The organism is Corynebacterium pseudogenitalium, assembly GCF_024453815.1.
GTDB lineage: Bacteria > Actinomycetota > Actinomycetes > Mycobacteriales > Mycobacteriaceae > Corynebacterium > Corynebacterium pseudogenitalium.
On the sequence record NZ_CP072934.1, the window covers coordinates 112,385 to 125,328 of the forward strand.

Consider the following 12,944-nt stretch of genomic DNA (forward strand, 5'->3'; position numbering starts at 1 on the left):
TGCTCGTCCCCCTGGCTATATGCGACCGCCCAACGCACAGGCGGCTGGTTCTAGTCCCACCCCCCGCACACAAACAATCGGACACCCTCTGCCCGGTATGCGCCTGCTCGCGCGCGCAAGCCGCACACTTGGCGAATACCTAGGCCGCGCCGGATGGCCGCCCTCGGACCGCGACGCTGCGGCTGGCGAGGGAGCGGACCAGGGTCAGACCGAGGAGAGCGCCCTTGCCTTGATCTGGTCGAACTCCTGCTGGGTAATCGCTCCCGAGTCGAGAAGGGCCTTCGCCGAGGCGATCTCATCGGTCGGGCTCGATCCGGCGGAGCCGCCGGCGACGGACTTGATGTACTCATCCTGCCGCTGCTGGAGCTCCTGGCGCGCCTCGACCGCGCGGTCGGTCATCCCCCGACCTCGAACAAGCAGGTACGCGAGCATTCCGATGAACGGCAGCGCGAGGATGAACACCACCCACAGCGCCTTCGCGAAGCCGCCGAGGTCCTTGCTGCGGAAGAGATCTCCGAAGATCCACCACAGGGACATGAACCATGCGAAGAAGATGAAGAACTCGAACATGGCGAGTAGGAATGAGCCGTTGTCGTCGAACATTTGCTGACTTCCTCCTGACTGGATGGACGCTGGCCGAGCGGTCCACGCGGACCCCAGCGCACGACGGTTAGGAACAAGGACGTGCCCGGGCCGTCGCCGAACCATGTTAGCAGCTTTTCCTCACCAAGCGTGGTAGCCGGGTTGCGACGCGCTGACCGGGTTGGGCTGGTGAAGACGGGCCTGGGACTCCACGATTCGTAGCGACCAAGCAACGGATCGAGAGGAGTCCCAGGTGAGTGTTGAGGCTACCGTCCTGTCCGCTGCGATGCTCGGCATCTCGGGGTTGGTGGTGCTTGCCGTCGGTGAGTACGGCGGTGAGCTGGAGCTGTTGGTGGAGACCTCCGAGTCGGTGACCGGGTGCCCGCGGTGCGGGGTGGTCGCGGTGGCCCACGGCCGGCGTGAGCATCTGGTGCGTGACATCCCCTCGGCGGGGCGGCCGGTGCTGCTGGTGTGGCGCAAGCGGCTGTGGCGGTGCGCCGAACCGGCGTGCCCGCAACGTACCCGGTCAGTACACCTAATAAAGCGACGTCAGTACGTTCGCTAATGCTCGAGCTGATCTTTCATCGCTCGTACCTCTTGGCTGCCAGCGTGGTCACTTATTCGCAACCGCCCACCGTGCGTTCTCTACACCCCTCACCGTTGCACTCATGTGAGACATTTGAACGCGCTGTGGCCTTATCCGTCCCCGCGGATTGCTCCTCGCCTGTCATTCCTGAAGGGTGTCAGGAAGTTTGTGTGTGAGGCTCTGATCTAGAAGGAGTTTCACCGATAATGACTACGGTGTCACCGAAGAAAACCATGACCCGGCGAGGGTCAACGAGATCAGCGAGAAGCTGATGGAAAATTCTGAAATCGCCAGCTTGATTAGCGAGCTGTCGAGCTCCGCTGATGATGCAAGCGAGCTGGTCAAAGGCCTGCTGCAAGCATCAATCAACGCTGGCCTTAAGGCGGAGATGGATGCGCACTTGGGCTACGGCCATTCCGACCGCAAAGCGAAATCCCAGGTCGAAACCGCACAGGAGAATAATCACCGTAACGGGTCGTACACCAAGACCGTCAATTCTGGCTACGGCGCAGTTGAGGTGACCGTGCCCAGGGATCGTGCCGGCACGTTTACTCCCCGGATGGTGCCCAAGGGTGCACGTCGGCTCACAGAGCTCGACGACATGATTATCTCGCTCTACGCCGGTGGGATGACCGTGCGCGATATCCAGCATCACCTCGCGACCACCCTTGGGGTGGATATGAGCCCGGATACGATCAGCACCATTACCGATGCGGTGTTAGACGAGGTCATGATCTGGCAAAACCGCCAGCTCGACGAGTTTTACCCGGTGATCTTCCTCGACGCGCTACGCGTGAAAATCCGTGACGGCCACCGCGTGGTCAACAAGGCTTGCTACATGGCGGTTGGTGTCGACATGGACGGCATCAAGCACATCCTGGGACTGTGGATCGCCGACAATGAAGGAGCCGCATTCTGGGCATCGGTGTGTGCGGATCTGGCTAACCGCGGTGTCCAAGACGTGTTCATTGTGTGCTGCGACGGGCTCAAAGGCTTGCCGGAAGCCGTGGAGGCAACCTGGCCGAATTCCATGGTACAGACCTGTATTGTGCACCTGATTCGGGCTGCGAACCGGTGGGTGTCCTACCAGGACCGCAAAGCAGTCTCCCGCGCGCTGCGTGAGGTCTACACAGCCGCTAACGAGGACACCGCACGTGCCAGCCTGGATGCTTTCGAGGCCAGTGAACTGGGCCGGAAATACCCCCAGTCGGTCAAAGTCTGGCGCGACGCCTGGGAGCGGTTCGTGCCGTTTCTGCAGTTTCCGCCGGCGGCACGCCGGGTGCTCTACACCACCAATTCAATCGAGTCGCTGAATGCTGAACTGCGTAAAGCTACCCGCAACAGGGGCCAATTCCCGAACGATACTGCCGCACTAAAGACGCTGTGGCTGATGATCTGCAACATCGAACAAGCGTGCCGCCCAGCGAGCGAAGAAAGCAAAGCGCGACATTGAGTGCAACGGCTATATTGAAGGAGCGAAAGCCACCGGGTGGAAACAAGCCATCAACCAACTAGCCGTGGCTTACCCCGACCGATTCGCGGACTACTTGTAAACCACCCCCCCTAGAGCACTCGATCTCGCTGGGGTCCCTGCGCTACCCGCAGACTTCATACCACACACCAGACGTCATTTGGTGTTGGTTTCTCGAAACGGGCGAATGGAACTGTTTTGAAAACCATATCTGGTTGTTGTCCGAGGTCATCCCAGGAAACCAGATAGATTTATACACACAAAATGTCTCTTAAGCCCAATTTGGAGCATGAAGCAACCCATAGGATTCCTCCTTATCAGGCGCCGCCCCATAGGGTCCTTCCGCAGGTGAGGGACGAAATCCCACGGAGAGGCGCAGGTGAATAAACTCCTGCGGACAGTGAAGTACTCACATGAATGGGTACGCACTGCAGGTGAGAGTATAACCCTGAGATTTGAAAAAGCAGGACGATCACCCAAACGCCCAGGCACGCCGAGCCCGCACGAGCACTACACTGCCAACCATGACAGAGACAACGAAAGTAGCCGTAGTAACGGGAGGCTCCGCCGGGATCGGGGAGGCGTGTGCGCGGGCGCTCGCCGCGGACGGTTGGAAGGTGTACGTGGCGGCGCGCCGGGTGGAGCACTGCCAGGCCATCGCAGAAGAGATCGGGGGCGTGGCGGTGCGCCTTGATGTGACGGATGAGGTGAGTGTGGGGGAGTTGGCGTCGATAATTGAGGGGCCGGTTGGGCTGCTGGTGAATAATGCGGGCGGCGCGAAGGGCCTCGACCTGCTTCGCGACGCGAACCCCGCCGACTGGCAGTGGATGTACGAGACGAACGTGCTCGGCACCATGCGGGTGACGAAGGCCCTGTACCCGCACCTGCTGGAGGCGTCCGGTCTGGTGGTGAACATTGGGTCCGTGGCGGCGACTGACGCGTACAAGGGCGGCAGCGGCTATAACGCGGCGAAGTACGGGCTGCGCGGGATCACGCGGGCGCTGCGACGGGAAGAGGCGGAGAATAACATCCGCGTCACGGAGATTGACCCTGGCCGGGTGAAGACGGACTTCTCCCTGAACCGTTTCGCGGGCGATGCCGAGCGCGCGGACGCGGTGTACGAGGGCAAGCTGAACCTGACCGCGGAGGACATCGCGGAGGCGGTGCGTTGGGTGGCGAGTTTGCCGCCGCACGTGAACATCGATACCTTGTCGATTATGCCGACTGACCAGGCTGAACGCTAAGTGTCGGGGGCGTGGCTTAGACTGGCTGCATGATTCTAAGCACTACTAATTCCGTCGATGGGGGCACCATCGCTGAGTACATGCGCATCGTGGGCGGCGAGGCGATCGTCGGCATGAATGTGTTCAAGGATTTCGCGGCGGGCATTCGCAACATTGTGGGTGGTCGCGCCGCCGCGTGGGAGGCCGACGTCGTGCGCGCCCGCGAGGAGGCCCTGAACGAGCTGTGGCATCGCGCCGCGGAGATGGGGGCTGACGCGGTGGTTGGCGTGAAGGTGGACTACGAGTCCATGGGCGCTGACGGCGGCATGATGTTGGTGTCCGCGGTGGGCACTGCGGTCAAGCTTGCTCCGCCGGTGGTGTAATCATGGCGTTTGATGTGGTGATTTCGGGGGAGAGCATTAAGCTCGGTCAGTTTTTGAAGGTGGCCAACCTTGTGGAGTCCGGCGGGCACGCCAAGGAGCTCATCAACGCCGGCGAGGTCAGTGTCAATGGGGAGGTGGTGCGTGCGCGCGGGCACCTGCTTTTCGACGCCGACTCCGTCACCGTCGGCACCCAAACGGCAACCGTGAGCACCGGCGGGGATGACGGCGACTACTTCGATGAGCGCACCGCGAACGACGATTTCGATCCGGAAAAGTGGAGGAACATGTAAATGCCTGCGTTTCAGGGAACACCAGGGATGCCGTACTGGCAGGACTGCTTGACCAAGGACGTGCAGAAGTCAGCGTACTTCTACTCGAAGGTGCTCGGCTGGGAAGTGACGGGCGAGACGTACCGGGTTGCCCGGAAGGACGGGTTGCCGGTGGCGGGGTTCGTGCCGTCGAATCAGGAGCGGGACCTGTGGGTGACGTACTTCATGGACGCGGACGGCTCGATTGAGTCACGTGTGGAGTCGCTGGGCGGCAAGGTGCTGAGCTCCCAGGAGGTGGACTTCGGTGTGATGACGGTGTGTGCCGACCCGTCCGGTGGCCTGTTCGGCCTGATGCGCCCGGCGGGGGAGGACGCCTTCGTTGCCGCTGGTGAGCCGGGTGTTCCGGTGTGGTACGAGTGCGTGGCGCCGGATGAGGCCACCGTGGACTTCTATGGGGAGCTGTTCGACTGGGAGCTGCGCAAGGAAAGCGGCTACTACATTGCGCTGCAGGAGGGCGCGGCGTTCTTGGGCCTGCGTCTGGACCCGCGGCTGCAGCAGCATGGCCTTGCGGCGGTCTGGCACTCCTACTTCGGCGTCAAGGACGTTGATGCGGCGTCCCATGCGGTGCGTATGGGTGGCGGCCAGGTGTTGGCTGGCCCGACGCTCAGCCCGTTCGGCCCGATGCTTGGGGCGAAGGACGCCACCGGCGCCAACGTGTACCTGTGCGAGGTGCCGGAGCCGGTCAGCGAGGACGTCAGTGAAGCAGACTCCATCCTGGACCTCTAGGGCGCGAAACGAAGCGGAAGCACTGTGTTGAAGAAGTGGATTACGGCGCTGTTGGTGTGCGCGCTGATGCCCGCGCTGCAGGGGTTTCATGTGAACCCCGGCTACACGCGGGAGCGCACTGCGCTGGCGGTGGTGCACCCGGACGGCCGGGTGTCGATCTCCCCGGCGGGCGAGGAGCCGCGCGCCGCGCTGTCCCTGGCCAAGCTCTACCTGGGCTACTGGGTGCTCTACAACGGCACGAAGGAGGAGAAGGCGCAGGTTGAGGAGATGGTGCGCGTCTCCAACGACGCCATCGCCGAGGCGCTCGACGCCCGCTACCCGCAGGCCATCGACGAGATTGCCGCCGACTTTGAGCTGGAGCGCACGCAGCGCGTCGGCGCGTGGGGTACCACGTTGACTTCGGCGAGAGACGTAGCCACCTTCATCGCGGCCATCCTGTGGGACCCGGTTGCTGAGCCGCTGTTGGACGGGATGCGCCGGCAGTCGCTGGTGGCCTCTGACGGGTTTGGTCAGCAGTTCGGCACCGCGCGTCTGCGCGGCGTGCAGGGCTCCAAGATGGGCTGGGCCAACGAGGCCACCACAGCGACCGCCTCTGTCTCCTGGGGCACCACGCTGGATGAGACGTGGGCGGTGGCGGCGCTAACGAATGGCAGCGCCTACCACAACACCGTCGACGTACGACGTGGCATTGTCCAGCGCCACGACGCCACGCCCGCGTCAGCCTTCGGCCACAGCAAGTCCGGCAAGAAACTCCGCGGCATCCAGGACCTTGCGCCGGTGCTGGGCCGGGGTGGCGATCACCCCGGTGGAGACGTACTCTTTCACTTCCGCCCCCTCGACTGAGGGCTGCTCCCACGCGGCGTCGGAGGCGCGTTGCAGCAGCACCCTCGCTTCGCCGACCTCGATCGTTGTAGCAGCGTCAGTGGGGAAGGTGAGCACGTAGGCGTCCGCGCCCGCAGGCAGCAGCCCGCAGGAGGAGCCGGTGCCCCACACCGCGACCACGTCCGCGCCTTCCTGGCGTGCGGCATGCACGGCGGAGGCGACGCCAGTCGGGTCGTCTACGTCGTAGGCGCGGGCACCGGCCTGCTCAGCGCAGGCGGCAACCTCGGGGCGCCAGGCGAACTCGCGGGCATCCGCTGGCCCGTCGTAGCAAGACACCACCCACACGCCGCCCTTTGCGGGCGCCTTCGATGAGGTGAACACCTGGCCCAGCGGGGCGTCCTCGACGGAGACGTCCCCGGTCAACGCCACGCCCGGCATCTGGTGATCCACTGCGGAGCCCAGCATTAGCATCGCGGCGTGCGTAATCCGGTCCGGAAGCAACGCCAGGTACTGCGGGGAGTCCTCGTAGGACGCCTCGATGTAGGACACCAGCTGCGCGAGCTGCTCGGACTCCGGCAGGGTGCGCTCCACGCCACCGACCTGGAACTCCTCGGAACCCTGCTCGTTGAGCGGGTAGTGCGCGCCCTCCGCGCCGGGCTGAAGCGACGATTCCTCTACCATATTTTGACCCTTTCCTCCGGGGCGATCCACATCGGGGAGCCGGGCTCCACGTCGAAGGCCTCGTAAAACTCGTCAACGTTGGAGGCGATGACGTTGCAGCGGAACTCGTTCGGCGAGTGCGGGTCAATCGCCAGCAGCTGCGCCGCCATCTCCGGCCGCGCCTTCGAACGCCACACGCGGGCCCACGCCAGGAAGAGCTCCTTCAGGTTCGGCTCGACGTTGTTGTCGGCGCAGTACAGCTGGTACGCCACTACCGCGATACCAAGGCCGCCCAGGTCGCCGATATTCTCGCCGAGCGTGAACTCGCCGTTGACCCCCGCCACGTCCTGGCCCTCCAGCACAGAAGGCACCAGACCCTGGAACTGCTCCACCAGCTTCGCGGTGCGTTCCTCGAAGTGGGCGCGGTCCTCGTCGGTCCACCAGGAGTTGAGGTTGCCGTGGCCGTCGTAACGCGAGCCCTGGTCGTCGAAACCGTGGCCGATCTCGTGGCCAATCACCGCGCCGATCGCGCCGAAGTTGCGCGCCGGGTCCGCCTCCGGGTCGAAGAACGGCGGCTGCAGGATCGCGGCAGGGAAGGTGATGTCGTTGACCACTGGGTTGTAGAACGCGTTGACGGTCTGCGGGGTGGTCACCCACTCGGAGCGGTCCGAAGGCTTGCCGATCTTGCCCAGCTGGTAGTCATGCTCGAAGGCGGCGCCGCGGCGCACGTTGGCCACCAGCTGCTCACCGGAAGGGTCAAAGGTCAGGCCCTCGTAGCTGCGCCAGGTTTCCGGGTAGCCGATCTTCGCCTGGAACAGGCGCAGCTTCTCCAGGGCGCGCTCGCGGGTGGCGGGTGTCATCCACGGCAGGTTGCTGATGCGCTGCTCGTAGGCGCGCACGAGGTAGTCCACCAGGGAGAGCATCTGCTCCTTCGACTTGGCGGGGAAGTGGCGCGCCACATACTCCTTGCCGATCTCCTCGCCCACCAGCGACTCCACCAGCCCCACGCCGCGCTTCCAGCGGTCGCGCTGCTGCGTCGCGCCGGAGAGCACCGTGCCGTAAAACTCGAAGTTCGCCCGCCCGATCTCCTCGGTGAGCACGCTTGCGCGCGAGCGCAGCACGGTCCACGCCGCCCACAGTTGCCAGTCGGCGAGGGTTTCGGGGCGAAGCATCGTCGCTAAGTCCTCGGTGAAGGAGGGCATCATGTTGATCACGCGGCCGTCGCGAAGCCCGGCGCCGCGCAGCATCGTCACAATTATCGACGGCAACTCCGCCAACTCCACCGGGTTGTAGGTAGCCATCGCGTCCCGGCTGCGCACCACATCCCAGTGGCTGGCCGCCACCTGGGTCTCCAGGTTCATGATGCGCTGCGCCGCCACCTCAGGCGTAAGCCCCAGCAGGTACGCCGGGTCCAAAAACGCCAGCATGCGGGCCACGTGCTTCTGGTAGGTGGCGCGGGTCTCCGCGTGGGCGTCCTCCCGGTAGTAGGCCTCGTCCGGCAGGCCAAGGCCGGATTGGACAAGGTAGGGCACGCTGTCCTCGCCCTGGGAGTCCTTTTCAACCCAAAAGGCCAGGGGGGAGCCGACACCCGTGCGGTCGAGCACGCCCAGGTTGTGGGCGAACTCCTCGATATCTTTCACCGCGATCAGGTCCAGGTCCGGCTGCAGGGGCGCGGTGCCTGCGGCGTTGATGGCGTCGGTGTCCATGAAGGAGGCGAACAGGTCGCTGGTCTCCGAGACGATCGCGTGGACGTCCTCCTCCGCCTTGTCGCGCAGGGCGTAGAAGGAGCCGTCGATGCCGCGGTCCGCCGGGATCTCGTGGGAGTCGACCCACTCGCCGTTTACGTGATGAAAAAGATCATGCATGCCCACAACTCTAACGTGTGGGGCGGACATGCGCGTCGGAGGGACTAGCGGTGGTTGGCGATCCAGTTCGCAGCCTCATGCTGCTGCGCCAGCGTGTAGGACCCGTGCGCACCGATCGAGTGGATGATGCTGCTCGTGCGGCCGTCGTTCGCGCGCGCGATGTCAATCACCCAGCGGGGCATCCCGCCGCTGCTCAGGTTGACGTCCATCGCAGGGTCGACGATCTCGCGCTGATTCTCCGTCGGGGAGCACACGATGTCGCCGGTGTTGCAGATCTCCAGCACGCGCTCACCGAGGTCGCCATAGCCGCCCTCAAGCTCACCGAGCGCGCCGCGCACGTGTGGCGACGTTCCCGCAGACATCACCGCACCGTTCCCGCCCTGGTAGGGGCTGGAAAACAGGGCAGCCGAGGCGACGCGCTCCTTCGCGATAGGGCCACGGTCATGCGCAATGTTATTCAGCATCCGCGACACAATATCCGCGCCGAGGGAGTAGCCGGTGAAGCTGAAGCGCGCGTTCGGGCAGGCGTTTGCGATGCCCGCGACGGCCTTCTTCGTCTCCGCGTAGCCACGATTCGACGCCGTCTGGTACTGCGTGGTGGCGAACGGCGCGGCGTCGTACGCGATCCACAGCGGCTGAATCTGCCCACCCGTATACAGCTGGGTAAGCACGCCCGTGAGCCACACGTTCCCGCCGTGCGGCAGGTTGCGCGGTAGCCCCGGCATCGTATTGACGCCACCCGGCACCGCGATCAGGTACTCCGACTTGCAGCCCTGGGACTTCAGCAGGCTCGGCAGCCGGAACGACGGTGCGATCGGCGCCGGCAGCTGCAGCTGCTGCGCAGACGCCGGAGCCGCCGCACCAACCGCGACAAGGGCGGCGGTAGCGGCGGCAACAAGAACGGAGCGGAGGGATGCGAAAGCGCGCATGGCGCCTCATCTTAGCTGTTAGACCTCCCGAATCTTCATCGGGCCTGGGGTCCACCACCCTGAACGGGTGACCTCTTCGAGCTGGATCTCAGCAAGCGCTGGTACCTCACCGATGGAGTTCGTGCGCAGCTGGTAGCGGGACAGGGAACCCCAGTCGCGCTGCCAGTCGCCCTTCATGTACCCCGGCACCTGGTAGGAGTAGTTCACGGCCTCCGCGGTGGACAGCGCACCGCCGCCCAGGAAGTCCATGAAGCCGGACAGCTGCTGCTTACCCGGTGCGTCAGGCATGATGCGGAACTCCGGGATCTCGGTCACGCCAGCGAAGTGGTTGAACGTGCGCTGGCACGGGTACTGGAAGGCCACCGACCAGTCGAGCAGGCCCGGGGTGTCCGAGTCGAACATCTTGTTCAGCGGCTGCAGCGTCGGGTTGCGCAGCGGGGTGACGGCCATCCAGTCGTCTTCCGCAAGGGAGGCGTCCTCGGCGACGAGGCGCACCACGTTTGCCTCCTCGGGCAGGTCCGCGATGGGGTAGCGCAGGTTGCGCCACTTCGGCGTCGGCCCCTGGTCCAGCATTTCTGCCTCGCCCAGGGTCTTTATTGAGCCGTCGTCGCTGCGCACGCCGTACTCCAGCACCAGCTCGGCACCTTCCTTTTCGACGCCATTAATGTCGTGGTGCGCGATCTTGCCAGCCACGGACGTGACCAGCAGGGGGGCGTCGTCACGCTTCTGTGGCAGTTCGAACCAGGTGGTTTCCAGGTAGGCCGTGCGCGTCGCGCGCTCGTCGTATGTGCCCAGCAGCGGGATGCGGTTGAAGTCCAGGTTGAACGGCAGGCGCACCGTCGACCCGTTGACACCGCGCAGCGTGAACGGGCGGTTGCCCTCGACGCTGCGTGCATCCGAGGAGAGCTCAGGCTCCTCGTTTGCATCGGACTGGACGGTCTCGATGGCGGTGTCGTCGCCCGATTTCGTATCCGTGGTGTCGGCGTTGTCGTCCGCGATCGTGGCAGGCACGCCGTCCGGGTGGAACGCGCGGTTCACGCCGGAGTCCAGCGAGCGGCCCAGCGGCACCCCGTCGACGGGGGTGAGGAAGGAATCGTTCGTGTCGGTCTCCAGCAAGATCTCGCTGCCGAGGGCGCAGATGTCACCCTTGAACGTCTTCACGTTGCCCATGCCCACCGAGTAGTTCGGAGTCTGTTCCGCGAACGCCTTCACAAAGGTCAGGCAGGAAAACGCCACCATGAGTACCGCGGCGACGGCGATCGGCGCGGCCATCACGCCCGCCCAGCGCGACGCCGCCGCGCGCTCCCGCACAGAATCAGGGCGCGGCCGCAGCCACTGGACGACGCCCACCAAGGCAATCACCAGCGTAATTCCGAGCAAAACAGTGTTCGCCTCGATGCCCTTCACCTGTGGGTTCTTGTCCCACCACGGCACGCCGAAGGAGGACACGTACCACCAGGCGTTCCAGCCCGCCAGGCTCAGGGAGACAAGGAAGAGCACCGCTGCGATCGCGAACGAACGGTTGCGCGCCGACTGCAGCGCAAAGTGAGACAGCACCACCGCGCCGAGTGCTGCGACCACACCGCCGATACCCGCGTAAATACCGAAGTGGTGCGTCCACTTCGTCGGGGTGAACATCAGGAAGAACGTGGACAGCCCGATGATCAGCATCAGGCGCTGCGTCGGCTTCGCAGGCGTGCCTGGGATCGCGCCGTGGCGTGCCATCGAGAACAGGATGAGGACTACGCAGAAGGCGAAGACCAGCATCGGGAAGCGGCGCGACAGCGAGCCGTCGACAGCTTCCTGGAACAGCGTGCCGTAGCGCACCCACTCCGAGTACCAGGACAGCGCCGGGCCGACCTCGCCGCGCACCTTGGTGGCCTCCAATACGGTCGCCAGGGTCTGGTCCTTGAACACCGGCACCATCACGGCGAAGCCCGCCGCCAGAAACGCCGCTATGTACGCGATGCCCGGGGCAATCGCGCGTCGCTTGTTCATGATGCGGAACACCTCAGGCAGGCAGATCAGGAACACGCCCACCGCCGCCAGACCCGTCGGGCCACAGGCCAGCGTGAACGCCGCCACCACCGTGCCCAGCGCCGCCGGGGCCAGTCGCTTCGTGGCGATCGTGCGCTCAAACAGCGCCCACGTCAGCGTCAACCCCATCGCGATAATCGGCTCCGGGCGGGTGCCGTTGTTGTACGGCAGCCAGAACGCCAGGAACACGAACGCGGCAGTCCAGTACGCCATCCGGCGGTCCGCGATGACCGCGCCGAAGCGCGGCAGCAGCTCACGCGAAATCAGCCACCACACCAAGATGGCGGCCAGCAGCGTCGGCAGGCGCATCCACATCGACGCCGTCGTCACCTTCGCCAACAACGCCAACACGTCATAGAACGGGGAACCGAACGGCGCCTCGGGCACGCCGTACCAGCGGTAATAGTTCGCCATGTAGTCCGAGTCGTTCGAGACCCGCGCCATCGTCAGCAGGAAGCCGTCATCCGAGGTGTTCGCGCCGAACACATGCCAGAACCCCAGCACCGCCAGCACCACCGCGTCCAGCGGCTTGAACGTGCGCCAACGACGGTTGAACAGCGGGATACGACGCCCATCCAGCTGATCCAGGCGCCACAGCCCCCACAGGCTCACCGCCATCGCGGCCAGCCCCAGCCACATCGCCAGCGACTTCACCAGGGTCGGGCTGGACGTAAAGCGAGAGTTGATCTCGATGTTGGCGGCGAGCCCGGCGTCAATAAGCTGCGCCGACGACTCCTCCTTCAGCTCCGAGTACAACCCACTGAGCTGCGGGCGATAATCATCCTCGAGGACCTCCTCGAAGCTGGTGCCCGGCACCGAAATTTCCGCCTGCTCATCCGTGATGTGCACCCGCAGCTGCTTGTCCGGGCCGATACCCGCCAGCTCGCCGGGGCTCAACTCGAAGAGCACCTTATTAATCGAGCTGACCACCAACCCGCCATCCGGCGCGGACACAAACATGCCACGGTCGGTCGCCTCCTCCGAGGACGCAGGCAGCGTCGACACAATGATGTTCTGGCCTTCACGCAGGTGACGCGTCGCCTCCAGCGGCACCGTCATGTCAATCTCCTGCGGCGCCAGCGAAATCAGCGGGGCATTCACCGACCCCACCGAGCCGCCTTGCGGCCACTGCACTGACGACTGCACCTGCGTCACAGGCAGCAGCGGCGTCAGCAGCAGCAACACGAAGGCGATGAAGCCGGACACGACGGTCGCAGCCACCAGCTGGCGCGGGGCGCGCCGAGGTTGTTGCGCGCCGGGCGTGCTCGCCGCACTCTGTGGGTTCGCAGGGTTCACGGGATTCACGGATGTCTCAGTTGTCACAGGGGCAT

General features: G+C 64.7%; 10 protein-coding genes and 1 pseudogene. 6 read left to right on the plus strand and 5 right to left on the minus strand.

Annotated features, from left to right (window positions below):
* Positions 1-204: 204 nt before the first annotated feature.
* The gene (locus KBP54_RS00495) at positions 205-603 is read right to left on the minus strand and encodes an SHOCT domain-containing protein (protein WP_005322734.1); all 399 of its coding nucleotides are present in this window, start codon (positions 601-603) and stop codon (positions 205-207) included.
* A gap of 232 nt (positions 604-835) precedes the next feature.
* Here KBP54_RS00495 and KBP54_RS00500 point away from each other — a divergent pair, with 232 nt between their 5' ends.
* The 6 genes and pseudogenes from KBP54_RS00500 to KBP54_RS00525 all read left to right on the plus strand — a co-directional run bounded on the left by KBP54_RS00500 (position 836) and on the right by KBP54_RS00525 (position 5,300).
* Entirely contained in the window at positions 836-1,147 is a 312-nt protein-coding gene (locus tag KBP54_RS00500) for a transposase family protein (protein ID WP_070363309.1), read from the plus strand.
* Between the two features lie 227 nt (positions 1,148-1,374).
* Positions 1,375-2,721, plus strand: a pseudogene (locus KBP54_RS00505) (IS256 family transposase).
* A gap of 442 nt (positions 2,722-3,163) precedes the next feature.
* Positions 3,164-3,883 carry an SDR family oxidoreductase gene (locus KBP54_RS00510; RefSeq protein ID WP_256005938.1) on the plus strand — a complete coding sequence of 240 codons (720 nt, stop codon included), beginning with the start codon at positions 3,164-3,166 and terminating at the stop codon, positions 3,881-3,883.
* A gap of 29 nt (positions 3,884-3,912) precedes the next feature.
* Complete coding sequence (locus tag KBP54_RS00515; protein ID WP_070363307.1) at positions 3,913-4,245, plus strand: heavy metal-binding domain-containing protein; 333 nt, start codon at positions 3,913-3,915, stop codon at positions 4,243-4,245.
* A gap of 2 nt (positions 4,246-4,247) precedes the next feature.
* Positions 4,248-4,535, plus strand: coding sequence for an RNA-binding S4 domain-containing protein (locus tag KBP54_RS00520; protein WP_070477226.1), 288 nt, complete (start codon positions 4,248-4,250; stop codon positions 4,533-4,535).
* Positions 4,536-5,300 (plus strand): VOC family protein, encoded by a 765-nt coding sequence (locus tag KBP54_RS00525; protein ID WP_256005939.1) that lies wholly within the window; start codon positions 4,536-4,538, stop codon positions 5,298-5,300. It abuts the gene before it with no gap.
* A gap of 717 nt (positions 5,301-6,017) precedes the next feature.
* On the opposite strand, the gene KBP54_RS00530 is transcribed toward KBP54_RS00525, so the two are convergent.
* The 4 genes from KBP54_RS00530 to KBP54_RS00545 are packed head-to-tail and all read right to left on the minus strand — an operon-like array spanning position 6,018 to position 12,936.
* A complete protein-coding gene (locus KBP54_RS00530; RefSeq protein WP_256005941.1) occupies positions 6,018-6,803 on the minus strand; it encodes an alpha/beta hydrolase in 786 nt (261 codons plus the stop codon).
* Positions 6,797-8,647, minus strand: a complete 1,851-nt coding sequence (locus KBP54_RS00535) for a M13 family metallopeptidase (protein WP_070363626.1) — start codon at positions 8,645-8,647, stop codon at positions 6,797-6,799. The genes KBP54_RS00530 and KBP54_RS00535 overlap by 7 nt, the downstream gene beginning before the upstream one ends.
* 44 nt (positions 8,648-8,691) lie before the next feature.
* Entirely contained in the window at positions 8,692-9,576 is an 885-nt protein-coding gene (locus tag KBP54_RS00540) for a cutinase family protein (protein WP_071573660.1), read from the minus strand.
* Between the two features lie 18 nt (positions 9,577-9,594).
* Positions 9,595-12,936, minus strand: coding sequence for an arabinosyltransferase domain-containing protein (locus tag KBP54_RS00545; protein ID WP_256005944.1), 3,342 nt, complete (start codon positions 12,934-12,936; stop codon positions 9,595-9,597).
* Positions 12,937-12,944 lie beyond the last annotated feature (8 nt).

Coding starts and splice junctions, on each gene's coding strand:
- KBP54_RS00510 (WP_256005938.1), top strand. CDS start 3,164: ATGACAGAGACAACGAAAGTAGCCGTAGTAACGGGAGGCTCCGCCGGG.
- KBP54_RS00535 (WP_070363626.1), bottom strand. CDS start 8,647: ATGCATGATCTTTTTCATCACGTAAACGGCGAGTGGGTCGACTCCCAC.
- KBP54_RS00520 (WP_070477226.1), top strand. CDS start 4,248: ATGGCGTTTGATGTGGTGATTTCGGGGGAGAGCATTAAGCTCGGTCAG.
- KBP54_RS00495 (WP_005322734.1), bottom strand. CDS start 603: ATGTTCGACGACAACGGCTCATTCCTACTCGCCATGTTCGAGTTCTTC.
- KBP54_RS00525 (WP_256005939.1), top strand. CDS start 4,536: ATGCCTGCGTTTCAGGGAACACCAGGGATGCCGTACTGGCAGGACTGC.
- KBP54_RS00540 (WP_071573660.1), bottom strand. CDS start 9,576: ATGCGCGCTTTCGCATCCCTCCGCTCCGTTCTTGTTGCCGCCGCTACC.
- KBP54_RS00515 (WP_070363307.1), top strand. CDS start 3,913: ATGATTCTAAGCACTACTAATTCCGTCGATGGGGGCACCATCGCTGAG.
- KBP54_RS00530 (WP_256005941.1), bottom strand. CDS start 6,803: ATGGTAGAGGAATCGTCGCTTCAGCCCGGCGCGGAGGGCGCGCACTAC.